Annotated in this window: 22 protein-coding genes; 7 read left to right on the forward strand and 15 right to left on the reverse strand. The window is 68.3% G+C overall.

The genetic code is table 11. The annotated features are described in order from the left end of the window. Nucleotides 1-836 precede the first annotated feature (836 nt). The 5 genes from FMQ63_RS08395 to FMQ63_RS08420 form a co-directional block, all read right to left on the reverse strand. Nucleotides 837-1817, reverse strand: coding sequence for a hypothetical protein (locus tag FMQ63_RS08395; RefSeq protein WP_043662122.1), 981 nt, complete (start codon nt 1815-1817; stop codon nt 837-839). Between the two features lie 713 nt (nt 1818-2530). Further along, on the reverse strand, nt 2531-5158 hold the full coding sequence (locus FMQ63_RS08405; RefSeq protein WP_225909414.1) for a galactose oxidase-like domain-containing protein: 2628 nt from the start codon (nt 5156-5158) through the stop codon (nt 2531-2533). 537 nt (nt 5159-5695) lie between these two features. Then, the gene (locus FMQ63_RS08410; RefSeq protein ID WP_225909413.1) at nt 5696-6547 is read right to left on the reverse strand and encodes a cation diffusion facilitator family transporter; all 852 of its coding nucleotides are present in this window, start codon (nt 6545-6547) and stop codon (nt 5696-5698) included. A 151-nt stretch (nt 6548-6698) separates the two neighbouring features. Continuing rightward, a complete protein-coding gene (locus FMQ63_RS08415; protein WP_225887953.1) occupies nt 6699-7250 on the reverse strand; it encodes an RNA polymerase sigma factor in 552 nt (183 codons plus the stop codon). 27 nt (nt 7251-7277) lie between these two features. After that, nucleotides 7278-8777: a hypothetical protein gene (locus FMQ63_RS08420; protein WP_216608760.1), complete on the reverse strand. Its 1500-nt coding sequence runs from the start codon at nt 8775-8777 to the stop codon at nt 7278-7280. A 266-nt stretch (nt 8778-9043) separates the two neighbouring features. On the opposite strand from FMQ63_RS08420, the gene FMQ63_RS08425 reads away from it, so the two are divergent. Further along, on the forward strand, nt 9044-9373 hold the full coding sequence (locus tag FMQ63_RS08425; RefSeq protein WP_011555228.1) for a hypothetical protein: 330 nt from the start codon (nt 9044-9046) through the stop codon (nt 9371-9373). 201 nt (nt 9374-9574) lie between these two features. Here the strand turns inward: FMQ63_RS08425 and FMQ63_RS08430 are convergent, their stop codons facing one another. Next, nucleotides 9575-10849, reverse strand: coding sequence for a hypothetical protein (locus tag FMQ63_RS08430; protein WP_225909412.1), 1275 nt, complete (start codon nt 10847-10849; stop codon nt 9575-9577). A gap of 309 nt (nt 10850-11158) precedes the next feature. On the opposite strand from FMQ63_RS08430, the gene FMQ63_RS08435 reads away from it, so the two are divergent. Together FMQ63_RS08435 and FMQ63_RS08440 are read left to right on the forward strand one after the other, a co-directional pair. Then, entirely contained in the window at nt 11159-12079 is a 921-nt protein-coding gene (locus FMQ63_RS08435; protein WP_011555226.1) for a hypothetical protein, read from the forward strand. A gap of 571 nt (nt 12080-12650) precedes the next feature. Further along, nucleotides 12651-13010, forward strand: coding sequence for a DUF3175 domain-containing protein (locus FMQ63_RS08440; RefSeq protein WP_011555224.1), 360 nt, complete (start codon nt 12651-12653; stop codon nt 13008-13010). A gap of 384 nt (nt 13011-13394) precedes the next feature. Here the strand turns inward: FMQ63_RS08440 and FMQ63_RS08445 are convergent, their stop codons facing one another. Then, the gene (locus FMQ63_RS08445; RefSeq protein WP_020477775.1) at nt 13395-14198 is read right to left on the reverse strand and encodes a hypothetical protein; all 804 of its coding nucleotides are present in this window, start codon (nt 14196-14198) and stop codon (nt 13395-13397) included. Between the two features lie 155 nt (nt 14199-14353). Continuing rightward, nucleotides 14354-14791 carry a YciI family protein gene (locus FMQ63_RS08450; RefSeq protein ID WP_011555222.1) on the reverse strand — a complete coding sequence of 146 codons (438 nt, stop codon included), beginning with the start codon at nt 14789-14791 and terminating at the stop codon, nt 14354-14356. Between the two features lie 349 nt (nt 14792-15140). Here FMQ63_RS08450 and FMQ63_RS08455 point away from each other — a divergent pair, with 349 nt between their 5' ends. After that, nucleotides 15141-16127, forward strand: coding sequence for a histone deacetylase family protein (locus FMQ63_RS08455; protein WP_269216987.1), 987 nt, complete (start codon nt 15141-15143; stop codon nt 16125-16127). A 17-nt stretch (nt 16128-16144) separates the two neighbouring features. Here the strand turns inward: FMQ63_RS08455 and FMQ63_RS08460 are convergent, their stop codons facing one another. The 5 genes from FMQ63_RS08460 to FMQ63_RS08480 form a co-directional block, all read right to left on the reverse strand. Beyond that, nucleotides 16145-16912, reverse strand: a complete 768-nt coding sequence (locus tag FMQ63_RS08460; RefSeq protein WP_011555219.1) for a glutathione S-transferase N-terminal domain-containing protein — start codon at nt 16910-16912, stop codon at nt 16145-16147. Beyond that, nucleotides 16909-17649: an alpha/beta hydrolase gene (locus FMQ63_RS08465; protein ID WP_011555218.1), complete on the reverse strand. Its 741-nt coding sequence runs from the start codon at nt 17647-17649 to the stop codon at nt 16909-16911. The genes FMQ63_RS08460 and FMQ63_RS08465 overlap by 4 nt, the downstream gene beginning before the upstream one ends. A 34-nt stretch (nt 17650-17683) precedes the next feature. Beyond that, nucleotides 17684-18016: a DUF1684 domain-containing protein gene (locus FMQ63_RS08470; protein WP_020477774.1), complete on the reverse strand. Its 333-nt coding sequence runs from the start codon at nt 18014-18016 to the stop codon at nt 17684-17686. An 87-nt stretch (nt 18017-18103) separates the two neighbouring features. Further along, a complete protein-coding gene (locus FMQ63_RS08475) occupies nt 18104-18622 on the reverse strand; it encodes a putative immunity protein (RefSeq protein WP_020477773.1) in 519 nt (172 codons plus the stop codon). A 387-nt stretch (nt 18623-19009) separates the two neighbouring features. Next, nucleotides 19010-19981, reverse strand: a complete 972-nt coding sequence (locus FMQ63_RS08480; RefSeq protein WP_011555215.1) for an MYXO-CTERM-anchored inactivated metalloprotease — start codon at nt 19979-19981, stop codon at nt 19010-19012. Nucleotides 19982-20569: 588 nt separating this feature from the next. On the opposite strand from FMQ63_RS08480, the gene FMQ63_RS08485 reads away from it, so the two are divergent. Next, nucleotides 20570-22018 (forward strand): glycoside hydrolase family 43 protein, encoded by a 1449-nt coding sequence (locus tag FMQ63_RS08485; protein WP_225909411.1) that lies wholly within the window; start codon nt 20570-20572, stop codon nt 22016-22018. 220 nt (nt 22019-22238) lie between these two features. On the opposite strand, the gene FMQ63_RS08490 is transcribed toward FMQ63_RS08485, so the two are convergent. Then, the gene (locus FMQ63_RS08490; RefSeq protein ID WP_020477772.1) at nt 22239-22643 is read right to left on the reverse strand and encodes a hypothetical protein; all 405 of its coding nucleotides are present in this window, start codon (nt 22641-22643) and stop codon (nt 22239-22241) included. 239 nt (nt 22644-22882) lie between these two features. Between FMQ63_RS08490 and FMQ63_RS08495 the strand changes: the two genes are divergently transcribed. After that, nucleotides 22883-23413 (forward strand): RNA polymerase sigma factor, encoded by a 531-nt coding sequence (locus tag FMQ63_RS08495; RefSeq protein WP_216608758.1) that lies wholly within the window; start codon nt 22883-22885, stop codon nt 23411-23413. 5 nt (nt 23414-23418) lie between these two features. Here the strand turns inward: FMQ63_RS08495 and FMQ63_RS08500 are convergent, their stop codons facing one another. After that, nucleotides 23419-24027: a DUF417 family protein gene (locus FMQ63_RS08500; RefSeq protein WP_011555211.1), complete on the reverse strand. Its 609-nt coding sequence runs from the start codon at nt 24025-24027 to the stop codon at nt 23419-23421. 394 nt (nt 24028-24421) lie between these two features. On the opposite strand from FMQ63_RS08500, the gene FMQ63_RS08505 reads away from it, so the two are divergent. Beyond that, on the forward strand, nt 24422-25741 hold the full coding sequence (locus FMQ63_RS08505) for a ferritin-like domain-containing protein (protein ID WP_011555210.1): 1320 nt from the start codon (nt 24422-24424) through the stop codon (nt 25739-25741). Nucleotides 25742-25820 lie beyond the last annotated feature (79 nt).

Genomic DNA, 25820 nt, shown 5'->3' on the forward strand with positions numbered 1-25820 from the left:
TGTAACCGCTGGCCGGGTATCAACAACCGCACCGGTCTGGATGACTCCATACTGGACGTATCCTTCTCTTCGGCTGCGAGTGAAGTTCGCTCAATCGCCAGACACCTCAGGAAAGACTTCCCAGGCGCGGAGGGAAGTGGGCCCTCCTGGATTCGAACCAGGGACCCATCGGTCATGAGCCGGGGTGGGGCGGGTTGGCAGGGGCTCGCAGGCCCTGTCATTGGCTCGCAACCTGCGGAAAAGACTGGTACTGCGCAGGGGACGGGGGGCGGTCTGGATGAGGGATGTGGCGGCACGGCGCGCGCTGCCTTCGAGCGGAGTGCAGCAGGTAGCCGTGGACGGCAGGAGTCTACGGGGGCACCTACGACGGGCGCGTCGAGCGTGCCGATGTGCCTTGTTCACACCTATCTGGTCGAGGGACTCGACAGCCTCCTGGTGGGGCTGGCGCCCGCGCCAGGTGGTGCCTCGAGTGAGGCAGCGGGCAGCGTCCTTGTGCGATTCACGCACGGACAGCGGGGAGGAAGCAGGCCATGGCCGGCAAGAGCAACGGCGTGGCTGGGCCTTCGACGTGAAGCACTTCCCCTGCGTGCAGCACTCCACAAGGGCCCAGGCGCTCAGAACCTCGCCGTGGTACGCCGAGCCGCTCTCGCCGTCCTGAAGGCTGACACCTCGTTCAAGGCAAGTCTGCCGTCGGCGGGGATGGGAATTGGCTGACGCAGTATTGCCAGGGCTCGACTTCGACCTGGGCCAGGGTTCCGTAGGGCGCTCGCCTGATTCGCCGCGAAGCCGCCCTTGGGTCGTCCGGGCGGCTTCGCGTCATTCCTGGAGCGGGTGCATCAGGCTCCGGGCAGCACGAGAATTCGCACGAGCCCGGAGTTGTCGTTGACAGGCGAGTCCGCGAAGCGCACCTGCAGGGGCGCGTCCTCTCCCGTCAGGTCGTAGGTGTACTTGTGCTCGGCCGCGTTGAAGTCCGCCGTGGAGGCCGGGTGCTTCCAGGTCTTTCCTCCGTCGAGGCTGACCTGGACGGCGCTCATCCTGAGGGGAGCGGCCGCCGGGGGCTTCACGCCCGCGAAGGCGAACTCAGGATCGAAGCCGACGTTGCGATTGGTGACGCCCGGGCTCGGGAACATCGGCGCGGGCTCGGGCTGGCCTGACTGCGGGCCCGGGACGATGTTGTTCCCCCACACGTTGAAGGTGCCCTGCATCGTGACACGGTAGGGCTTGCCCTTCTGGAGCACCTGCTTGCTGGGAACGGGGGCGGCGCTCCGGGTGTTCAGCCACAGCTCCTCGGCGGGCACCACGACAATCTTCAAGCGCCCGGAGTTGTCGGTGACGGGCTTGTCGGCGATGCGCACCTGTAGCGCGGACTCCCCGCCCGTCACCTCATAGCCATACTTGTGCTCGGCCGCGTTGAAGTCCGCCGTGGAGGCCGGATGCGCCCAGGTCTTTCCTCCGTCGAGGCTGAGCTGGATGAAGCTCGCCCTGAGCGGAGCGACCGCCGGGGGCTTCACGCCCGCGAAGACGAACTCAGGGTCGAAGCCGACGTTGCGGTTGGTGACGCCCGGGCTTGGGAACATCGGCGCGGGCTCGGGCTGGCCTGACTGTGGGCCCGGGACGATGTTGTTCCCCCACACGTTGAAGGTGCCCTGCATCGTGACGAGATGCGGCCATCCCTGCTTCAGCACCATCTGGCTCATCACAGGAGCGGCGCTCCGGGTGTCGAGCCAGACCTCTTCCTGCTGCTGCGCCCACGCGGGGGCGGCGGCCAACACCCACAACCCAGCACAACGCGCGGTCAATTGCGAAAGACCTCTCATGCTCACTCTCTCCATTGTCTCGAACGGGGACTGCGGATGCTTGGGGGCTTCTCCGCGAGTCGTGGGAGTGCAAGTGAGGGACCAGGAGGAGAGAGTCTTCACTGCTCAGGGCGTCTGCTCTGGAATCGGATGGAATGGGGCTCGAGGCGCTGTCACCAGCGCGGGCCTGACACGTCAGGAGGCATGGGCTGGCACGGGGGTTGACGCGTCAGAGAGGGCTTTGGGCCCGTAGGCAGGCCAGGGCATCAACCCGTTTTCGGGGTGACTTGGTAACGAGCAGGTACGGAGGGGAATGCCGGCCAGGTCCAAGCCCTGACCGTCCGTCTGCCGCCGTCTTCGCGCCTGTGTCCGTTCTCACTCCGTCCGTCGTGACGTGATGCTCTTGGAGGCCATTCGTGTCGCATGGACCCTTGCTTCGTCGTGTCTTTGTTCCTTCGATGAGTACCGTCCCCATGGGGGCGCTGGTGGCGTGCGGCGCTCCCGAGGAGGCGTCACCCTCCACGGAGCCCGTGGGCCAGGGGCTCCCCCAAGCAGGAGGTGAGGAGGGGAGGGGGCCCCAGGCAGCGGCCAGGAAGGAGCCGATGAGTGAGAGGACGGCGCGTGTGGGCGTCAGCGGGCGGCTGGGGTTCTCCAGCCTCCCCCACGAGGCGCTGGCCCCGGACATGGTCAAAGCGGTAAAGGTGCTCAGAGGCACATCCGGGGCCGCGAGGTGACTACTTCGCTTCGAGGTTCAGTTCGAGGTCGAACGCCACGTCGCTCGACTCCGCGTTGGCCTGCTTCACCATCACCGCGATGATGTTCTCCCCCACGACGAAGGCAGAGCCGTCGAACCTGGCCGTGCTGATGACGGCGTCCTTCAACACGCGGCTGGCGAAGGTGCCATGGCCGAGACCGTTGTCGGCGTACCGCGAGTAGACGAGCTTCCCGTTCACCCAGATGGCCACGCCGTCGTCATGCAGCACGCGGAGCTTGGCGGTGCGGATGGCCTCGCCGAGCGTGAGCTTCTTGCGGAAGTAGACGCTCGGCTGGAGGGGTGTCGTCTTGTTGAGCACGGTGTGCTCGTCCCCGTCCCCATAGCCGAGCTTCGCGGGGCCCGAGCGCCATGCGTCGTCGTCGAAGTTGACCGACGTCCACTGCATGTCCGGGTTCACGTTGCTGTCATCGAACTTCCAGTACTCGCCGAAGGCGATGGCCTGGAATTGGGGCGTCCGGGAGATGGTGAAGGGCAGGTCCGTGCGGTCGTCGATGTCCGGACGCGAGGCGTCCGAGATTCGCAGCACGCCCTTGGACGTCACGGTGTTCGGCACCGTCCACTCATAGAAGTCGATGTTGGGGACACCCTGGTCGACCAGGGTCCAGTTGGCCCCGTCGTCGGGCGAGAACTCCACCCGGACGTTGTCGACGCCCGCGCCGTGGGTCATCCACTGGAGCATCTGGACGTTGCCCGGGCGCAGCGTCTCGCCGCCGTTGGGGCTCTCCATGAAGAGGGCATCGTGCTGCATGCCGTCGGTGGTCACCTTCAGCTCAAGGTCGAAGGACAGGTCACTGGAGGTGGCGTTCGCCTGCTTCACCATGACGGCCAGCGTGTTCTCCCCCATCACGAAGCGGGCGCCGGAGACGGTCGTTTGGCTCAAGGTGTTGTCGGAAGCTGTGCCGGAGGCATAGGCCGAGTGCGCGGTAGAGCCGACATACTTGGAGAACACCTGGGTGCCATTGAGGAACACCGCCACGCCATCGTCGTGAATCACCTGGAGCGTGGCCTGCTCCACCATGCCGTGGACGGTGAACTTGCGGCGGAAGTAGACGGTGGGCTGCGCCGGCGTCGTCTTCTTCAGCACCGTCGCCTCGTCCGTCTCGCCATAGCCGAGCTGGGCCGGGCCCTTCTTCCAGGACGCGTCGCTGAAGCCCGAAGACGTCCAGGCGGAGCCCGGGTCGACGTTGCGGTCGTCGTACTTCCACTCGGAGCCGAAGGCCACCGCGGTGAAGCCGGGGTTGGGAGGAGGGTCCGTCGGGGGCGGCGTCGTGCCTCCTCCGCCGATGCGGATGATCTTCGCGACCGACGGCACCTTCTTCGCGTTGAGCAGGAACAGCATGTAGTGGCCAGGCGGCGCCACGTTCGGGTTGGGCGGCGCGACGACGTTGAGCCCCCCGCCGCTGGCGGTGAAGCGCAGCTTCATGAATCGCTGGTTCTCGTCGAAGGCGTGGGTGACGGAGCCCAGGCGAACCCAGGACGCCATGGTGATGCTGGCCGCCTCGGGGGTGTTGACGCGGAAGGTCTCTCCATAGGCGATGGACGCGGGCGCGGAGGTGATGGTGGGGCGCGGGCCATTGAAGAGATACGGCGGGGAGAAGACCTGCATCGTCTTGACGTAGCGGCTGCCCGCGGACAGCACGCGTCCGTCCGGCAACAGCACGGTGGTGGAGTGATAGCCGCGATAGGCCGACGCGGGCGCCAGCACCGACCACTGCTCGGTGACGGGGTTCCACAGCTCCGTCTCCAGGCGGGGGAAGTTGGGGTTGTCGGTGCCGGGGCCGCTGTGGCCGCCGGTGACGAGCACCGTGCCGTCCGGGAGCACGGTGCTGTTGTGCTGGCGGCGCACGTAGCGCATGGGCCGCACGGTGCGCCAGGCGGGCTTCGCGGCGTTGAGGTCGAGAACCTCCACGTTGTTGGTGGGGGGATTGTCGCCACCGGTGATCAGCACCTTGCCGTCGTCATACATCACCGCGCTGCCCGCGTTGCGGCTGCGGGCGTAGTTGGTGCGAGGCCCGGAGGTCCAGGCGCCGGTGCCATTCGTGTCGAGGTACCGCGCGGGCTTCCAGTACCCCGCCATGAGCGTCTTTCCCGTGCTCGTCACGAACATCCACGGGTAGTACATGAGCTCCAAGCTCGCACCCGTCAGGTTGCGCCAGGAGTTCTTCGACGTCTGCCAGACTTGGGGAATCAGGTTCTTGGTCGTGTCTTCCTTGGCGCCGCCAATCACCAGCATGTCCCCATTGGGGAGCGTGGTGACGGTGGGGTACCAGCGGCCGGCGTTCATGTTCGGCAGCCGCGTCCAGGTGAGCTTGAAGGGGTCGAAGATGGCGGCGTAGGGCAGGCCAGAGTCATTCGTGATGTGGCCACCGGCCACGAGCAGCCGGCCATCCGGCATGAAGGCATGGCCCGCGCAGAAGATGTTGAAGCCCGCCTTGGGCAGCGTGGTGAGGACGTTGGTCTGCGGGTCCCAGAGCGTGGGGGTGTCGCCGTCCCCGAACTCGGAGAAGAACATCACTTTCCCGGTGGGGAGCACGTGGGTGTGGACCGCGGAGTACGGCCACTTCTGGACGGGGGTCCATTGTCCCACGGAGGCTGGTTGTGCCTGGGCGATCGATAACGAGGCCCAGGCAGCGAGAAAGGCAAGACGCCACGGATGGAACATCAGGCTGCCCCTTTGTTGGTTGAAAGGTCGCGCAACGGTAGGCGCACGGCCCTTGCGAGCCACATCGTTCCGGCGTGCGTGGACAATGACGCGGGGTGGACCGAACCCCAGCGCCTTCGTCGGGGCCCGGACCGTCCGTGAGGCACGCGTGTCGGATTTCCCAGCGGACTCGAATCGGTGGCTGCTGTCGTGAGTCGTGGTAGACGCTCTGCCAGTCGGGCAGGTCGTGAGGAAGGGAGCGCCACTGCGGGCAGCGCCCCAACATCCGCAGCGACCCGAATGGCTACACCGCTGACTCGCTGGGCACCTTCCCCAAGACGTGCCCCGTGAAGCACGACACCCGGCGTGCCTGAGCACCCAATGGAGCCGGGGCCGGGCGCGTCCTGTCCCCCCGGCCTCCGCTCCAAGCAGAGGCCGGGGCTTCACGCCCGTGGGCACCACGGCCGGCTCCGGGCCGCCGCGTCAGGCAGGCTCGAACGCGAGCTGGCAGCAACCCGTGAGCGCTCCCTCCTCCACCTGGAGCGTGATGTGCTCGATGCCGAACTCGTCATGGAGCCGCCGCTTCACGTCGTCGAGGAAGGCGTCGTCCAGCCGCGGCTCCCGCATGACGAGGTGCGCGGTGAGCGCGGCCTCGGTGGTGCTCATGGCCCAGACGTGCAGGTCATGGACCTCGGACACCCCTGGAGTCTGAACGAGCCGCTCGCGCACCTGACGCACGTCGATGTGTCCCGGCACCGCCTGGAGCGCGAGGTTGACGGAGTCCTTGAGCAGCCCCCACGTCCCCACGAAGATGAGGCCCGCGATGACCAGCGTCACCACCGGGTCCAGCCACGCCCAACCCGTGTAGTAGATGAGGAGACCCGCCAGGACGACGCCCAGCGACACGGCCGCGTCAGCGGCCAGGTGGAGGAAGGCGCCTCGGATGTTGAGGTCGCGCTCGCGGCCCTTCCAGAAGAGCAGCGCCGTGGCCGCGTTGACAACGATGCCCATGCCCGCCACCGACATGATGGTGAAGCTGGACACGGTGGCGGGCTGCCCCAGCCGCCGCACCGCCTCCCAGCCCATGCCCCCCACCGCGACCAGCAGCAACAGGGCGTTGAGCAGCGCGGCCAGGATGGTGGCGCTCCGGAAGCCGTAGGTATGGCGCTCCGTCGCCTTGCGCCGGCCCAGGACGCTGGCCCCCCAGGCGAGGACGAGCCCCAGCACGTCACTCAGGTTGTGCCCCGCATCCGCCAGCAGGGCGAGCGAGCCGGACAGGATGCCATACGTGGCTTCGACGCCGACGAAGGCCAGGTTGAGACCGATGCCGAGCATGAAGGCCCGGCTGTGCGAATCGGGCGCGGCGTGCGCGTGCCCGTGTCCGTGAGAGTGCGAGTGGGAGTGCGAGTGGGAGTGCGAGTGTCCCGCCATGGAGAACGGCTCCTTCGTTCCAGTTCTCCCTCCTGACGACGCGCCTGGGCCCCGGTTACAGTCCGCCCGCCTCCTCGCAGGGGCAGTCCACGCAGCCCTTGCGGCAGCAAGTGGTTCCGCACGCCTGCTCCAGCCTCCGGCCCAGCGCCTGCCGGGCCCGGTGGAGGCGCACCTTCGCGTTGGTGTGGGTGATGCCGGCTGCCTCCGCGAACTCCGCCAGGGTCTGCCCGTCCAGGTCCACCCGCTGGAGCGCGTCGGAGTACTCCGGCTTCAGGGTGGTGGTGAGCGTGGAGACACAGGCGCAGACGGTCCGCTCCAGTTCCGCCGCGTCCTCGGTGGACAGGGGGCTCTCCTCGGCGAAGGCCCGCAGGGCGCGCCCCTGGCGCTGCTCGTGCCGGTAGCGGTCGATGAGCGCGTTGCGAAGCAGGCGGTAGAACCAGGCCACCGCCCGCTCCTCCTCACGCAGGGTGCTCCCGCGTTCCACGCTCTTGAGCAGCGCGGCCTGGAGCACCTCCTCCGCCGCCTCGACGCTCCCGACGTGTGGGGTCAGGAAGGCGAGGAAGCGCTGGCGGTTCTGGAGCAGGAGCGCGAGGACCTCCGGGGACATGGCCCCAGCCTCGCACATCGCGGTGCATCAGCGGGCGTGGACTTCCTGCGTGGGACAGGCCACGGTGGCGGGCATGGCCCACAGCGCGTTGCCTCGCGTGTCAGAGCGGGCCCGGAAGAAGAGGGTGCTGCCCACCCGGGTGAAGGACTGTGGGTTGGAGCCCCCCAACGGAGAGAGGTCCGCGACCAGCCCCGTCCGTCCGGGCGTGCCGTCCGTCACCCAGGGCTCCAACCCCGTCTCGCCGCCGTCCGCGCTGAAGAGCAGCGTCCCGGCACCGGTGTCGAAGAGCGGCGAGTAGTTCTCGTCGCCGGTGAAGAGCCCCCGGCTGAGCTCCCGTGTCCCCGCTTCCGTGCCATCCGTCACCCAGAGGCCCACTTCGCGCGGCGCGGGCCCCGAGGTGCCAATGGCCATGGACACGTAGAGCTTCCCGCCCGCGACCGCCGAGTACTCGACGTAGGGCCGCGCGTCGGGCTGGCCCGCGTAGCGGTTGGGCAGCCACGTCGCCGTCGCCTTGCCACCGCCCGCGAGCGACAGGCGGGAGAGCTTCAACGCGGAGCCGCCCGCGGTGCCAGAGGCCACGTAGACATACCCACCCAGCGCGCCCAGCAACCTCACGTAGCCGCCGAAGGAGTCCAGGCGCACCGTGCCGCCCGGCGTGCCATCCGTCCGCCACACCTCCGTGATGGGGCCTTCATCGTAGAAGGAAAACACGCTCAGGCCCGTCGCAGTGACGGCCGTGCCCTGCGTCCAGACCAGATCTGCGTCCAGCCGCTTGACGACCGTGGTCCCCGCCGCCGTGCCATCCGTCCGCCACAGGTAGGTGCCATTCGCCGCGTCGTGCAGGGTGAACAGCAGCGCTCCCGCGACCGGGGGCACCCCCGACTCAAACGAGTCCTGCGCGCCGAAGGTCACCAAGCGGAACGTTCCCACCTCAGTCCCGTCCGAGCGCCACAGCTCCAGCGGCCCCCTCGAGGCCGGTCGGCGGAAGAAGGTCAGCACATCCCCCACCGAAGCGAAGAGCATCAGGTCGTCACTGGCGGGGCCTGGCGCGAAGTCCCGCACGAGCCGCGTGCCCGCCTCAGTGCCATCGCTGACCCACAGTTCCCGTCCGACCACGGGGTCCTTCACCAGAAAGAAGACGCGAGTCCCCACCGCGACGAGCGGCGAGAAGTCGCGGTAGGTCCCCGCAATCACGGGGAACTCCTTCACAGGCACGGTGCCCACGGAGGTGCCGTCACTGCGCCACAGGACGCCGGGGCCGTCGAAGAGGTCGACCACGAAGAAGAGCGTGCCCTCCGCGTTCGTCAGCCAGTCGGGGACCGGCAAGGCGTTGGAAGGCACCGGCACACCCGGCGGCAGGACGTCCTTCACCTTGTAGACGGCGCCCGGCGGCGCGCAGGCCAGGGCCTGCACTGGCACCTCCGAGGTCTCCTTCACCGCATCCACTGCCGCCGCATCCACGGACTCACCGCACCCCAGACCCGCCAACCCCAGGCCAGCCAGGACCCACCAGAACCCGACGCGCATGTGCACACTCCCTCGCCTGCCCGAAACCCGGTGACGGTGAGACCCCCGGTGGCGGACGCCAACTGCCCTGGAGGGCAGCCCCCCGGAGGAAATCCGACGCTTCGGCGCCCACCGCTGGGGTGACACCTCCCGCGCGACACCTGGGCCTGGAGGACACCTCGGAACACCGGATGGGGCCGCCCTGGCGCGCCACACCTGGTGCGTGCTTCAGCGCGAGGAAGGGGTGATTCATCATCTCGGGCTTCCCCATCCGAAAGGAGCCTTGCATGAATGCCTCCCGCCTCGCCGCTTCATGGGCCGCCGCGCTTTCCCTCTCGCTCATCGCCTGCGGAGGCGGAGACGCCTCCCTGGACGTCCCCGAGGGTGAGGCTCCCGCCACCGTCGAGCAGGGCCTGGGCGTTCCGCCGCAATGCCCGAACGGAGACCTCATCTACTGGGTCGAGAACGTGCAGGCCTGTACGATGAAGTGCGGTACCACGCGCAAGCCCGGGAAGCCTTCGACCCAGTACGCCGCCTGTCAGTCCAACATGACGGGCACGCGCACGCTCATCAACGTCCAGTACTGCCTCCCTGGCTGCGAAATCGTCATCGACTAGGTCTCCCACCGGGAAGGCACGCGTCAGACTCTCGCCATGAAATGCCCGCTCTGACGCCACCTGGCGCGGGAGAAGGGCCTCTCCTCTCCCGGGCGCCGGCGTCCTTCACCTCGCGGCCCGATCCTTCGGCGCGGCGAGACGACGGCGAGCGGTCCGGTTCGAGGCGCCGGACCGCATCGACGGGCGTCGTCGGTGTGCTCGCTACTTCGAGCAGACCGTCACCTTGAACTCATCTTCGATCCCCGAGGAGTAGGAGAGCGGGGCATAGGCCCCTCCACCCTTGTAGGTCCCCGAGAAGCCCACGTCGTCGTAGAGCCGGCAGAACCCGCCGTCGCTCGCGACGCGCACGAGCGCCGCGCCACGGGTCGACTGCGCGAGCGGGATGCCGAGGTCGTTCTTCTCGACCATCGTCGTGCCGGAGGTGCGGAGCTTCACCAGCGTGCCGCCGAAGGACTTGACCTGCCCGGAGACCGAGCCGTTGAGCTTCGCGTCGTTCGTCGACCAGACCTTGGGGAAGCGATCAACCCGGACCGCGGCGGCCAGTACCTCCTTGAACTTCTTCGCCTGGACCTCGAGCGGCTTGAAGTGATCGGCGCCGATGGTCACGCTCGCCGAGGCAGTGAGCTCGGCGAACTCGCTGGCGACCTGCTTGGCGTGCGCGGCGGGATTCTTGAAGCGCGCGAGCCAGACGTTGGAGAGCGCGCCATCCTGCTCGAGCGCGGTGAGCGCCTCCTGGTCGACCTTGAGCTGATCCTCGAGGCGCGCCTTCGCCGCGAGCGACACGTAGGTTTCGGCGATCTTCTGATGGTTCCCAGCGAGCTCGCAGACCACCTTCGGCTGCTTCGCGCGCCCTTCGTCCTCGTAGTACTTCTGAATCGTCGGGTACTGGCGGTCTTCGCACTCCTTGGCGAGGGCGGGGAGCGCGAGGATCGCCCCCATGTCCTCCCGGACATGCCCGAGCGCGCCTCGCACCTGGCCGTCGAGGGCCATGAGCCCGGCCTGGATGGCGGCGCCGTGGCGATCACCGATGGTCGTGAACCGCGCGCGGCGCTCCAGGTCGAGCTGCATCTCGCCGTGGGCCGCGTTCACCTCCTCGCTCGCCTTCTTCCACTTCGCGGTGGACTCCGAGAAGAAGGTCTCGAAGCTCGAGGTGTCCCAATCCTTGTCCTTCTCCTTGATGCGAGCGATGCGGGTCTCGACGTCATCGAGCAATTTCGCGATCTCATCGAGAGTATTGGGGTCCTTCCAGTCCGACCTCTCGAACTTCTTGGTGATGCTCTTCATCTTGACTTCGACCGTCTGGATATCGACCTTGGCGGGGCTCTTGTTCGCGACCGAAGGCGCGGCGAACGCCGTGCTGGCCGTTGCCAGGTGCATGACGGCAGCAAGAAGAAGTGCGGCGCGCGCGCTTCGGCTGGCACTGCGCAGCTCGGAGGAGGGACGGAGGTTGGATCGCTCAGGCGACTGGGTCGACAAGTAGGGACTCCTGATGGTTGGGATGGCGAGGGGCCCGGGGCAGCGAACCAGCGCTTTCGCGCCCACCTCGTCGCTGTGGCGCAGTCGTACGAACCCGGTGCTGGCCGTGGCAGAGATTAGCCACAGGGGGCCCGCGCGCCAGTGAAATCCATACTGTGAGTGGAAAAGCTAAGAGGAACCGACGGCCTCTTTCACACCTCACGCTCTCAAGCACGGGCTCCGCGCATAGAGCCGCGTGCTCATCTACCCGCACGCTCCGCCGCCCCCCGTTCGGGATGATCTCGTCACTGCACGCGGTTCCTGCCGCCCATGACGATCCCAAACTTCTTCAGAGCTTCGTTCATCTCCGCGCTTGTCATTGGCACCGCCGCTCCGGCGCTCGCCGCCCCGGCCACTCCTCCCGCTCCCGTGGCGGAGGTCGGTCCGGACGGAGTGGGGATGTTGTTCCCCTCCGAGCCCTCCGGCAGCAGTTTCTACCTCGGCGACGGCGACCCCTCCGACTCCGAGCCATTCTTCAACATGAAAGGCGACGAGGCCACGCCCGGCCTCGAAGCCGGCGTCCCCTACTGGTCGACCCCAGGCCACCGCGTCACGTACGCGAGCGGCAAGCCCGCCGGAAAGACGGTGCGGCTCCACCTCCGTCCCAGCGGCGGCGAGCAGTCCTTCACCTGGCGTGACGGCGCCATTGAGAACGGCTTCATCGGCAGCCCCGACGATCTCCTGAACTTCGAGGCCACCGTCTACGTGCGCGTCCACGAGGACAACGGCACGCACCACTCCATGTCCTGGAAGATGCGCGGCGGCCAGCACACGAAGCCCGAGGTAGCGCGCTCGAGCTGCGTCGGCATGGACGTCCCGTTCGGCGGCGTCTCGCCCCAGGCCTACCGCGAGCTCGACCACCCGACCTACGACCACCTCTCGCTCACGCCCTACTTCGACTACCAGCTGCAGGAAGGCCGCTGGCTCGGCGTGAAGGTGGTCTCGTATCTGGTCGAGGGCGGCACCCGAAACCTGCTGTTCCTCGACACCAATCCCTTCGACGCCTCCGGCACGCCGCGTAACGAGTTCCGGCTCTTCACCGAATGGCACGACCGCGACGGCGAGAGCACCGGTCACTACAATCGGGCGGCCACGTGGGCCGGCTTGGAGACGACGTTCCGCGTGGATGGCTGGCGGCGGGTCGACTTCGCCTACCCCTCGGCACGCGAGATCGTGCCGCCGACCCCGTAAGCGCCCCGGCGTTCCGTGCGCTCGCGGTCGCGGGGCTGCTCGCCCCAGCCGATCGCGAGCGCGACGCGTCCGGCCGACGGTGAAGCGAGCGATTCGCGATATGCGCTCGGCAGAGAAGTGACAAAAACAATCACCTCTCATGCTGCGGCAAGCCATCGGAGTGCCCGCGGCCGACGCTGGCGTGGGCTCCTCGCGAGGCGTGAACCGCATTGAGCGAGCGGGCCGACGAGCCAGGCAGCCGCTTCCGAAGGCCCTCGTGAGTCGGCCGCTCCAGCGCCGCGCGGAACCTTGAGCCTGTCGACGCCTCATGCCATGAACAGCATCACGACAGACGGGGTGTGGCCTGCTGGTGCCGGGACGAGGGACGCAACGTCCAGGACCCGGCGACACCAGCCAACCCACCTCGCATCGTCTGCTTGGAGGCCACGGGCCGCGCGGCCCGTGTGCTCCGAGGCGACACCGCATTCCGGAGTCCTTGGACGTGAGCACAAGCAAGGGAACATCCCGGCGGGCACGCCCGACCCAGGCAGAGGTCGCGGGCCGCGGTTCGAAGTCACCGGAAACGCCCGGGATGCCCACTCCGCCGTCTCAGCGAGCCCCGAGGCCCGCGCGTCACCAGCGCGAGCCGGGTGAAGGCCAGCAGGAACGCCGATGGTCCCGCGACGTGACGGAGCGAAGCAACGCGCTCGACCTCGAAGAGGGAGTCTTCACGCGGGGCCCGAAAGACATGGCCCGCTCACTGAAACGCTCGGCGGAACAAAGCAGCCGACGGAAGGCTTCACCTTTCCAGTCCGCCATGTCGATGCTCACGTTCTTCGAAAACCGAGCGGGCCGCGGCCTGACGCCGGAAAGGCGGCAGGCCCTCGAGCAAGCCAAGGATGAGCTTCGGAGACTCTACGGCCGGCCGACGAAGGGCACACCACCCGCCTGATGCGATGCCTCGTCCTTTCTCAAGGCCGAGGAGGTAGCGCCGGTGCTTGCCCAGGTGCCTCCCGAGTGGCGGTGCTGTTCGCCACGGCCGTACGTGGACCTTGCCGCGTTGCTCCGGTCAGCGATGAACCGGGCCCAGCTTGTCGAGGGGGAGTCGACAAGTGCCGCCGCTGTGGACACGTCGAGCACGCTCCCAAGGCTGACGTGCGCCGCTGGCGGTGGTGCAGCGCATCCTCGGGTACTCCTCGACCACCGTTACGGCTGGCGTCTACGGCCACCGTGACGTCGAGGACATGCGCGCGGGCCTGGAGCAGCTCCGCTTCCGACCGCCAGGGACCTGGACTGCCTCGCCGAGGGCTGGCGCCAGGGTGCTCTCCCGACTCACTCACTCCTGCTTCGGTTCGGGCGACTCCCACGTGAAGTGCACGGAAGGGGCCTTCACCGCCTTCGCATCCTTCATCAGGAAGCCCTCTTCCCGCCGGGCCGCGCGCTTGAGCGCTGGCCGCAGTTCCGCGGAGATGGTCAACAGCACGCCCACCACGAAGCTCCGCCCCCGGCACGCCTCGGCGGCGTAGCCGAACGAGATGCGCACGGCGACCTTGTTACCCTCGATGTGGTGGAACGCGACCGAGCGCTTCACGGACTCGAGCCCACCTGAGTCGAAGCCCACGCAGTCCTCGCCGGGCTCCAGGCTCTGCATCAGCGCATCCACCGTCCTGGCGTCCTTGAACGCCGCCTCATCATGGATGTGCTTGCGGATGAAGCGGTCCGCCTTGAGCGCCGCGACCACGTCTTTCTCGGGAAACACGCTCAGCAGCGAGAAGGCGCCCTTGGGCTTCGTCACGTCCTCGGTGACGTAGGACGTGCTCGCGTACGGGTGCGCGCCCCCGGTGAAGCCCGAGTCCGAATTCTCGTAGCTCACCCAGGGGCCCACCACCGACAGCACCTTCAAGGACTGGGAGCCCTCCCAGCCGAAGGTGTTGGTGCCCTCCTCGGCCTTGAAGTTGGAGAGGAAGTCTGCCTGGCGTGACTGCAGGCCGAACACCTCCTTGCCATCGCGCAGGGCGCGTAGGTCCTTCGCGGACATCTCGAACGTGACGTCCGCTCCTGTCACCTTCCACGTGAGCGGCTGGGCAGGAGCCGCGAGCAGTGCCACCATCAACAGGGCGCTCATGTGCATGCGCGCCATTCTGCCCGGATTCTGCTCTTGGGTCAGGCGCTTCCCGAAGCGGGAGCAGAGGAAGCGAGCATGGCGCCCCGGGCCGGGGCGGGCAGGGACCGAGGAGGGAGAGGACACCGCGAGTGGAGCGGGGGCGGGGCGGAGGTGGCCCGCCTGCGTGGGCGCTACTTGCCCGCGTCCTTTGCCACGTCCTTGGCATCCTCGACGGGTGGGGCCTTGGGGAACGCCAGGTAGCCCTTCTCCGTGTACCAGGCCATGACCTGCACCTTCAGCCGGCCCGCCTTTACCATCGGGTCCTGCTCGGCGAGTTGCTTCGCCTCCGCCTTGGTGGCGGTGCGGTAGATGCACGCGCCGCGCATGCCCACGTCGTCCTGCTCATCGAAGGGGCCCGCGAGCACCATCTTGCCGCTCTCCCCCATGCGCGTGAGGTGCGCGAGGTGCTCTTTCTGCAGCTGCGCCAGCTCGGCCTCCGGCAGCTTCTTGGCGCCAGGTACTCGCTCGAGTAGGACGAGGTAGTGCCTGTCGAACTCGAACTTCTTCGCGGCGGGCTGGGCCGGCGCGGCGCCGAGGGTGAGCAGGAGCAGGGCGGTCGTGAGCGTCATGGCGAGGGTCCTCGGGAAGCAGGTGCGGGGAACCCTAGAGGCAGCGGCTGACGCGGCGCCACTTTCCGGCCGATGAGAGAAGGGCGATCCCACCACTCGGAGGTGGCGATGAAGGTGACGCTGAGCGGCGTGCTCATGGAGGAGCAGGCCAAGGCCCTCGCGTTCTCTACGGACGTGCTCGGCTTCGTGAAGAAGCTGGACCTCCCGGCGGGCGAGTACCCGGCTGAGCGCGTCACGCCATCGTTACGAAGGTCCTGTAACGTCTTGTGCTGGCACGGCGCACGTGCAACCTGGAGCCATTCCGATGCGAGTCGTTCATTCCCCGCGGCACGCCCTTCACGACGGCGGCATGGAGTTGCACCGAGGTGAGCTGGTGCCCTGCTTCGAGATGCCCGCGCGCGCGGACTTCATCCTGCAGGCGGTGAGGCAGGCCGGCCTGGAGGTGAGCGAGCCGCAGGCCTTCGGACTGGAGTCGCTGTGGGGCGTGCACGACGCCGGCTTCGTGGAGTTCCTGCGCACCGCGCACGCGCAGTGGAGGGCCATCGGCAAGCAGGGCTTCATGCTGCCGAGCGGCTTTCCGGCGCGGGGCATGCGCCGCGACCACCTGCCCTCCGGCATCAACGGACAGATGGGCTACTACGCCTTCGACGCCGGAACGCCCATCGTCCAGGGCACCTGGGACGCCGCCTTCGCCGCCGCGCAGTGCGCGCTGACGGCCGCGGCCTGGGTGGCGGAGGGGGAGCGCAGCGCCTACGCGCTGTGCCGACCTCCGGGGCACCACGCGGGTCACTCCACCTACGGCGGCTACTGCTTCCTCAACAACGCGGCGCTGGCGGCGCAGCACCTGCGCGAGCGCGGCTGCGCGCGCGTGGCGGTGCTGGACGTGGACTACCACCACGGCAACGGCACCCAGGACATCTTCTGGGAGCGCGCCGACGTACTCGTCGTCTCGCTGCACGGCACGCCGGAGACGGAGTACCCCTACTTCCTCGGCTACGCCGACGAACGCGGGGCCGGCGCCGGCGAGGGCTTCACCCACAACTTCCCGCTGCCGCGCGGCACCACCTGGGCGCAGTACAGCGCCGCGCTCGACTCCGCGCTGGACGCCGTGGCCCGCTTCGGCCCGGATGCGCTGGTGGTGTCGCTGGGCGTGGACACCTACGTGGGAGACCCCATCAGCGCCTTCGCGCTCGAGCGCGAGCACTTCCCTCTCATGGGCCGGCGCCTCGCGCAGTTGAGGCTGCCCACGGTGTTCGTGCAGGAGGGCGGCTACGCGGTGGAGGACCTCGGCCTCAACGTGGCCGGCGTGCTCGAGGGCTTCGACGCCGGACGCTGAAGGTGGGGGCAGGCACGCTACTCCTGGACGGGCTCGGCGGGCTGCTCGCTGCGCCGGTGCCGCGCGTAGAGCGCGTCGCGCCAGGCGACGATGTCCGGATAGCGCGCGCACAGTTGTGGGTGGATGCCCGCCGCGCGCGTGGCGGGGCCTACCGCGATGTGCCCGCCGTCCACGGGTGACACGAACTGCAGCGTCACCGCCATCGCGAGGTCCGCGTAGGTGAGGCGGTTCGCGACGAGGTGGCGCTTGCCGCCCGCGAGCGCACGCTGCAGCGCCTCCAACTCGAATACCAGCGTGGCCTCCGCCGCCGTGCTGTCCGGCATCCCGTACTTCCTGCGCAGGAAGGTCATGGCGAGGTCCACCGCGGGCACCGAGAGCTGGCGCACGAAACCAGGGAAGGCGGGTGGCTGCTGCTCCAGCTTCGCGGCGCGGTCGTTCGCGAGCCGGTCGAGGTAGCGCACTCGCGCCGCGCCGAGCGCGGCCTCGCTGCGGGCGTTCCAGGCGGCGATCTCCTCGGCGTGCTCGGCCGGAAAGAGCGTGGGCGCGCTGCCGTGCGCGTCCGCGTAGCGGGCGATGTGGAAGGAGTCGATGAGCGGGCCTTCGGGCGTGAGCAGCATGGGCGTGCTCACGCGGCCCTTCAGCCGCCGCGCCCGCAGCCGCAGCGAGAGTTCGCCGATGAGCGGGTAGTGCTCGCGGTACGCATACGCGAGGCGGTGGTGGTCCAGCGCCCAGCGGGCCTTTTCGGACCAGGGAGAAGCGGCCTCGCCAACCAGGGTCCACGTCATCGCTGCGCCTCCGTGCGCAGCTGCTGCTGCAGGAAGGTGCGCCAGTCTTCGATGAGCTGCGGTGAGAAGTCGTGGCCGAGGCCAGGGTAGACCTTCACGTCGATGGGGACACCGGCTGCCTTCAGTGCGTCCACGCGCGCCGCGGTCTGCGGGGCAGTGATGATGGGGTCGACTTCGCCTTGCAGCACCCACACGCGCCGCGTGGCCGGTGCACCGGGCGTGGGGTCTCCGAGCAAGCGCGAGCCCATGGGCACCGCGACATCCACCTGCTCCGGGTGGCGCAGCGCGAGCGCCCAGGCGAGGTCTCCGCCGTAGGAGAAGCCCGTCACGGCGACGCGGCGGATGCGGGGGTGTGCGGCGCGCAGCTCGCGGATGAGCTCTGCGAGCCGCGCGGCCATCTGCGCCACATCGGCGGTCTTCTCCGCGGTCACCTTCTGCTCGTGGCCGGCGGCGAACCAGGTGAAGCCCTCCCTGCGCGGGTGCGGGCCGCGCGGAAGCACGACGCGGGTCGGGGTGCGCCAGTCCTCGAGCAGCGGCCTCCAGAACCCGGGTGTGGACCCGGAGTAGTGCAGCGCGACGAGCATCGCCTCGGGCTCGCCTGCTCCGACGGTGTAGGTCTCGTAGGTGAGCGCGGGTGCAGCAACCGGCGCCTCGCGGGGCGCCTGGGGCGGGTGGGCACACGCGAGACAGAGCGCGGGCAGCATCCGGAGCACGGCGAGGTGCAGGGGCTTCATCATCAGACCTCCGACAGCGGAAGGGGAGACGCGGCGCTCACTGACTCTGCGGGCGTTTCTCGCTTGCCGGCACGCGCAAGGGAAGCCGGTTCTGGCGCGGCGACAGCGGGCACAGGCTGTAGGCGGAGAAGGCACAAGTGGGGTTGTAGGCCCGGTTGTAGTCCAGCACCACCGTGGCCCCCACGGGCGTCTCGGCCTCGAGCTCGCGCCCCGCGCCGTTGGTCTCATTGCGGTGGACCTCGTCGCCTCCTGAATCGCCGCGAGCCGGTGTTCGCGCCCGCCGCACCGTCAGCCGCTCGCGCATCACCAACTCGCTGTGGAGGCGGAGCACTTCGTCCAGGCGCACGGCCAGCGTCTGGTGGTGGCGCACGTTCTCACCGGGCCGTACGGCTCCTCGGGCTTCCCGGCGGCCGCAATCCGGCCCGGCACCGCGAATGCGTGAAGTCTCGGGCCTGCGTCACCCGGTGAAGACGCCCCAGCAGATGTCGTTCCGCGTCCGCTGGTCTTCGAGGACCAGCTCTCGGAGGGTGGCGGGGAGCCGTTCCCGCTGCCATCCGAGCTCCTGCAGACGGGCCCCTTCCGCCTTACCCACGGCGACCGAAGCGGCGGCGGCCCGGATGGCGTACGCTGCCGCGCCCAAGTAGTGCGCAGCGACGTGGGCGACGGCCACCGCCTGGCCTGCCGCGAGAGCCGCGAACCTGGCCGGGTCAGGCAACCCTCGAGCCGCGGCGTTGGCCACGAACGCGGTTTGGTGGGCGTCACGCATCCGCACTTCGCCCCTGATCCACGCTCGTCCCACGGCGATGGCATCTCGGGGGCGCGCGTCCTCCGGGCACGCGTTCTCGAAGAAGGGCAGGACGTGCTCCGCGCAGAGGGCAGCCCACTCCGCGAGCAGGTGGTGGTCCTCGTCGGTCAGGCTCCCGCCACGACGAATCGTGATCAGCCTCGGGTCTCGCTCTTTCGGCAGGATCGGCATGGCCCGATTCTCGCCCAGCCTCCTCGTCGACGCGATGGGATCGGCGATGGGGGCACGCCGGGGACCTCCTGTCGCGCCGTGCTCCCCCAAGCGGGCGAGGAGGAGGCGAGGATGGTGCTCCAGGGGGCGGCGAGGCAGGAGCCGAGGAAGGCCAGGACGCCGCAAGTGGACTTTCGCGGGGCTGCTCAAGCAGGACATTCGCGGTGGACGTGTTCACCCGCGTCAGGTGTGACCTGCACCAGCGAGTCCGTCGCTCCTTCGTTGGTGCCGATGAAGAACGTGTCCCGGGGGCCGTCGCGGGATAGACGGTGCCCGCGCCGTTGTAGGCCACCGTCCAGCCTTGCCAGAACCCGTCCGTCATCTGGAGCGGCAACCTCGTGCCCGTGTTCAGCCCCGTGAGCGTTGGCGAGTGCGTCGAGCCCCCAGCAGGAGCATGAGCGCTCCGAGGAGTGGCACCGAGGAGGTGGTGGTGCAGCCAGACTTGGACGGAGCGCCGCCATCGCCGTCAGGGACGCTGTCACCAGCGTCCGGGACACCACCGTCAGCCTCCTGCACGCCACCATCGCCGGACGGGACGCCGTCCCCTCCATCCGGGACGCCGCCATCCGTTGAGATGATGCACCCGGGGGTTGGCAGCCCTCGAGGGTAGGTCTCGCAGATGCCTTGGAGCGTACCTGGGTCGATGATGCGCTTCTGCGTATCGCCCCATGGCAGGACACGAGACATCGTGGAATCGGTGCGTGTCAGCAGGGCGAGCCCCAGCCCCTCGCCGATGGAGCGTGTCACCAGGCTCTGGACATCTCCGATGACGCAGCCGGGCTCGATGACTCCCTCGTCGCAGGGGGGACCGTCCAGCGTGGTGAGCATGCCATTGCTGTTGTTGAGGCTGATCTCGGTGCCGAGAATCTCACCGGTGGACACCCGGAAATAGCTCGTCTCATCGACGACGTCCCTTGGCGCGAAGGGCCAACAGTCATACTTGTCGTGACACGATTCATTCTGCCAGCAGGCATCGTCATCGGGGACGATGTCCGGGCAGTTCACCTGGCGGAAGGTCACCAGCATCTTCCCGTCGAGAGGTCGCGGTGCGGGATGGGGCACATCCTCGCCGGGTGTGAACACCAGGTCCGAGCAACTGGCCACGGCCTGGTTCCAGGTGTTGAACGCGGCGGTGACCGCGGCCCTTTCTTCAGCGGTCGGGTGGCCACCCGAGGTGGTCATCGCATAGGTCACGGTCCTGTCACCACGGCACAGCTCCAGCCCTTCGTATTGTGTACGCTCGTATGGCTGTGCCCACGCGCTGGACACACCGAAGAGGATGATGAGAGGAATGAGAAGAAAGACTCTGGAAGGGAGCATGTCCGGACAATCATAGACGGTGCGGATGACGTGTTGCGCGCTCCAGCCCAGGTCGAACAGATGTTCGGGGGGATGCCGAATGCGGCTTCCAGGTCAGCCGCCGTGGGCCGCGCGGTGGAGGTGGGGGCCTTCGACTTCACCGCGGATGGTGTCACGCCCCTGCCGCTAGCGGGCGTGATGCAGCCGACGCACCGGACGGAGTTCCCGCTCGAGTGGCGCCTGCCGGCCTACACGGGCTGGGCCGTGGTCGCGCACCCGCTCGCGACGCCGTCCATCCCCGCCATCTACGCGATCCCCGCTGCTGGGCTTTCTAGACCGCGCCGGGGATTGGGGCTTTCGGCTGGCGTCCGTGTTGGGGGGCATCGTCGTGCATGCGGCGCTTCGGCCGCTCGTCCGAGGGCGGCTCCGGCGGCCCCATTGAATAGGTAGCGCGCCAGGCGTGCGTGTCCCGGTGCTCATGCGGGTGGAGGTTCAAGTGATGTTGTCTCTGGTCGACTGAAGGACATGGGGCAGGGTGCAGAGGGTTTGTATTTCTTGTTTTGCTGGTATTTCGTGTTAACTCGTGCCCCTCCATCTGGAGGTGGTTCCATGAGGAAGTTCCCTCGCATCCTGGCGCTCACGGTGGTGTGCGCCGTCTCTGCCTTTGCATCCGGTTGTGGCGACGAGCGCAACGACACACCGCTCGCGGAGGAGGCTCCGGCAGGCACCGCTGGCGCGTCGCTCGCGTGCAGCACTCGCATCACCTACGGCGAGAGGTGGATTCGCCCCTCGGGGCACACCGCGCAGTACGACATCGCGAGTGGTTTGGTGACGTGGGATGGCACCTGCATCAACGAGGGCAGCAACTCGTATGCGGTGCTCTCGAACGGCTGGCGGCCGTACTTCACCGGCAACAACGCGTGTGTCATGGCGCTCGACACGGACTGTGCCGGGGCCACCGCGTGCTCGACGCGCGTCACCTATGCCGCGTCGTGGCTGCACCCGTCGGGACACCCATCGCAGTACGACGACGTGAGTGGGCGCGTGTTCTGGGACCGGGCCTGCACGAACGAGGGCAGCAACTCGTACGCGGTGCTCTCCAACGGGTGGCGGCCGTACTTCAGCGGCACGGGCGCGTGCGGCATGTCCTTCCGCTACACGGGGTGCGGCGGCCTGTACCGGAACCCGGTGGTCCCCGTGGATTGCGCGGACCCGGGCGTCATCTATGATGGGACGCGGTACGTCGCCGCGTGCACGTCTGGCGGCGCGGCGAATGCGTTCTCCCTGCGCACGTCGACGGACCTGGTGACGTGGACGAGCGCGGGCTCCATCTTCCCGTCGGCGTCGAAGCCCACCTGGGCGACGGGAGACTTCTGGGCGCCGGAAATCCACAAGGTGGGGACGCGCTACATCGCTTACTTCACCGCGCGGCACTCGAACGGGAAGCTGTCCATCGGCGCGGCGACGTCGGCGAGCGCGCTCGGGCCCTTCACGGACATCGGCCGGCCGCTCGTGCATGACACCGCGATGGGGATGATTGACGCCACCTTCTTCACGAGCACCACCGGGGCGCCCTACCTGGTGTGGAAGGCGGACGGCAATGCGGTGGGGCGGCCGACGCCCATCTACGGGCAGGCGCTGTCAGCGGATGGCCTGTCGCTGGTGGGCTCGCGCCAGACGCTCATCAGCAACAACCTCTCGTGGGAGGGCGGAGTCGTCGAGGCGCCGTGGGTCGTCGCTCGGGGCGGCTACTACTACCTCTTCTATAGCGGTAACGCGTACTACAACAGCACCTACGCCGTGGGCGTCGCGCGGGCGACGAGCCCGCTGGGCCCGTACACCAAGCTGGGCTCGCCGATTCTCAAGACGGGTGGTGGCTGGGTGGGGCCGGGACACAACTCCGTCGTCACCGGACCGCGCGGTGACATGTACATGGTCTACCACGCGTGGAACAGCGCCCACACGGCGCGGGTGATGCTCGTGGATGCAATCACGTGGCCCAATGGCTGGCCCGCGGTTCCGTCCGCGCCGTCGGCGAGCTCGCGGCCCATGCCGTAGCAGCTTCGCTGTGACGACTGCCTCCGCGCCGCGGCCTCATGCGCCTCGGCGCGGAGGTGCGCGTCGGCGGGGGAGGGCGGTTTGCCCGCTGAAGGCAATCGACAGCTCTGCGTGGCTCGAGGCACCTCGCAGCGCGCGGAAAATCGCGCCCCTCGGTCGGAGCATCGGGGCGGACATCGGCGTAATCGTGAGCCAGAGTCTCTCTTTCACCACCCGAAGCTCAGTCGGTCGGCTCCTGCCCCGACGGGATGAAGACGGGGAGCACCTGTCCTTCCAGCCAGGCGTCCATCATCCGGTTCTCAAGCAACTTCCCGACGACGTGGTAGCGCGACACCATCGCGGGGGAGGTGAGCGCGTCCTCGCAGACGACCGTGGCTTCGCGCAGGTAGGACGCGTGACACATCCACACCCGCGCGCTGTCGTTCCAGAGGAACCCGACGTGGTAGTCGAGCCCGACGACGTAGAGCCCCTCGCCGGCGCGCCTCACACTGTCGAGGACCCCGGACACGGGGCGGTTGCGAAACCTCCAGATTTTCTTCGGAGGTGCCAGCGCCTTCACGATGTACTCGGCGCGCTGCTGGGCCATTTGCGTGCGCTCGACACGGAAGCCGGCGTCCCGCAGCACCGTGGAGACGAAGTAGCCACAGGCGATGCTCCCTGTGCGTGGCGTCTGCCTCGGCGCGGTTGCGGTTGCACGCGGCCTTGTCGGCGCAGCCGCGGAAGTAGTCGCCGTCAGGAAGTTGGGTGGAATGCGCATCGGCGCATCGGCTACGTTGCGCCCTTTCGACGCAACGAAAGGCGTGCAGGAAGCTTCGCCGGGGGGCGACGGTTGCTTGCCGGATCTGCCGCTGGAAGGAGCTGGAGATGGAGCGCAACGACGAGAAGGGGTTCTTTTCCTGGGTCACCAGCCTGGTGCGCGACCATCGCGGCGCGCTCGCGGCGGTGGCTCGAAACGAGGGCCTGCTCGCCGACGACGCGCTCGACGCGGTCCAGGACGCCTTCGCGACCTTCCTCGGCCTGCCCCACGCGCGGAAGCTCGCGTACGAGGAGGACGACAGCCGCAACCTCCTTGCGATCCTCGTGCGCAACCACTCGCGGAACAGGAGGCGGCGCCACGAACTCGCGCGGCCGCATCTCAGCGACAGCGAAGTGGTCGAGAGCCTGGCCGACGATCGGGAGAGCGTCGATTCGCTCATCGCGCATGCCGAGGCGCATGTGCTCGCCTTCCAATGCGTGGAGAAGCTCGCCGCAGTGCAGCGCCAGGTGGTGACGCTGCGCCTCCTCGAGGATCAGCCGGGTGTCCGTGTGGCGGATCTCCTTGGCACCACACCTGGCAACGTCGCGGTGCTCTTGCATCGCGCGAAGCGTGAACTCCGCGCGTGCATGGAGGAGTAGCGCTCTCAGGCGGCGGCGCGGTGGAACTGCTCGGCCGGCTGCGGCTTGCGCTGCGCCAGCCAGACCCGCGCGGAATCGGCCATGGTGACGATGGCGGCGCCAATCATGATTGCATCCTTGACCACCAGCCGCCCGCGGCCGCTCAGCCACGGAAAGCCGTGGTGGGCGTCGCCGAGCGCCGGCACCCAGCTCTCAGGTGTGGTGACGAGAAAAGAGAGCGTTACTACCGACATGCCGATCACGAGGGCGCTGCCAATCGCGCCGAGCTCCGGGCGCCACCAATGGGCGGCGATGAGCAGGCCGAATAGCACGATCACGCCGCCGAGCAGGTAGGAGAACCCATAGGTCCCGTTCGCCTCGTGCCATGCGCGGTTGGCGGGAACGAGCGCGCCTTCGGCATTCATATGCTGCCGGTATTCGGGGGCGTCGTACGCATAGACGAAGCTCATGACCGGGCTGTTGGCCACGAACGGGACGATGCCGTCGGCTTCGTATTCGGCGACCTTGAGCGAGCCAATCCAGACGAGGACGACGATCAGGCCGGCGCGAAGGACGTTCATTCCGATGCGGTCGGCACGGGCGGCGAGACGGAGGAGTGACTCGATACGGGACAAGGATGGATCTCCTGCTGTGGGAAGCGCTCGAGCCCACGGTTTCGGACTCGAACGCTCGCGCTATGCAGTCATCAGGTCTCGTCCCGCCCGGGCATTACACGGAGCATGCGAAAGGCGAGCGAGGCGGCGTACTGCCAGCCGGTGCGAGCACCTGAGGTGGGCCGCCTCCCGCGGAGGCGCCATGCCAGCGCGAGGGTGGCGTCATGTTGAGCCCGCTTGGACGCCGCTACCGCGCGACCTGGGCAAACTGGGACACCCAGTGCATCAGGTTTTTGAGTACGCTCATGGAAAACACCGAAATATTTCAGCCGGCGACCCCGGGTTCCTCGAATGAAGCGCTCCTGGCACCGTCATTGCTATCGAGGGCGAGGTCGTTCCTAAAGAGGAGTGCTACTTGAACTCGGATCAACTGCGTCGGCTCTTCGCTCGAGCGCTGAGTGCATCACTGGCGTCCCCGCTGCTGCTCACCGGTTGTGGCAGTGGGGATATCTCCCTGGAAGGCTACACTTCCCCCACCTGCGATAATGGAAGACTGTCGGTCCGAGGGCTGTCTCCCGCGACACAGACGGACTTCGTCGCGATGAAGCTCATCGCCGACCTGTACACCACGCCCCGGCAGCAGACCCTCGTCTCCTCGGGGACGCCGTGCGAGACCGCCACGCAGCCGGTGGCGTGTAACGCGGAGCTCGAGGCCCTCTCCTCCGAGGAGGGGTTTCGCTCCCGCTGCGATCCGGACTGCTACGCGTTCTACCTCGTGACGACGCGAGGGGATGCGGTGGAGGCCCACACCTCTCAAGAGGCGCTCCAGGCCTTCCTGGGCGACATCGACACCTCTCAGGAGGCGCTGCTCCAGGTCTTCGCGGGGGGCTACGACCTGAGCTGCACCGAGTTGGAGAAAGGCGCGGTGAAGGCCAACGCGGACGGGACCTTCAACGTCGTCGCCTCGAAGGGGTTTGCGTGTGGAGAGGGCTCCAACCTGACGCAGTATCTGCTGGAGGTGACACCCTCGGGCGAGGTGCACGTGAAGCAGACCCGCATCCTGGAGCGGGGCACGAAGGGGTGCACCGTGGGGCGCAGGCCCGCGGGACTCCGCTCGGATGGCTCGATTGCATGCGCGGATGAGCTGGGGCAGCACTTCGCGCTCATTGCCCACCTGGAGGAGGCCTCCATCACGGCCTTCTTGAGGCTGCGGGACGAACTGGCGCTCCATGGCGCGGCGGTCGAGCTTCAGCAGGCGGCGCTGCGCAGCGCACTCGATGAGGTGGCTCACACGGAGGTGTGTGGACGACTGGCGCGTCGTCATGGCGCGACGCCTGCGCGCGCGGTGGTGGCGCCGCTCCCGCCCAGGCCGCTGAACGAGGTGGCGCTGGACAACGCGGTGGAGGGCTGCGTGCGCGAGACGTACGGCGCGCTGCTGGCTCACCATCAGGCCCTGCACGCGGAGGACGACGAGGTGCGCGAGGCGATGGTCCGTATCGCCGAGGACGAGACCCGGCACGCGGACCTGTCCTGGGCCATCGACCGTTGGGCGGTAGAGCGACTGCCGTCCGCCGAGCAAGAGGCGGTGCGCGCTGCACGTCAGCGGGCGGTGGCGGCGCTGCGTGAGGAGGTCTCCGCGCCGACCGATGCGGCGCTCCTGCGGGCGCTGGGGCTGCCCGAACCGGAGGTCGCCGTCGCGATGGTGGACCTGCTCTCGCGGGAGCTCTGGAATTGAGGGCCCGGGCCTGCTCCTGAAGCGGCCAAGGCGTCGAGGGTGAGACACCGGAGCCTCGCACGATGCCCTTGTCTGGAGC

The sequence above is a fragment of the Myxococcus sp. CA005 genome, assembly GCF_006518205.1.
In the GTDB taxonomy this organism is placed as follows: Bacteria; Myxococcota; Myxococcia; order Myxococcales; family Myxococcaceae; genus Myxococcus; species Myxococcus xanthus.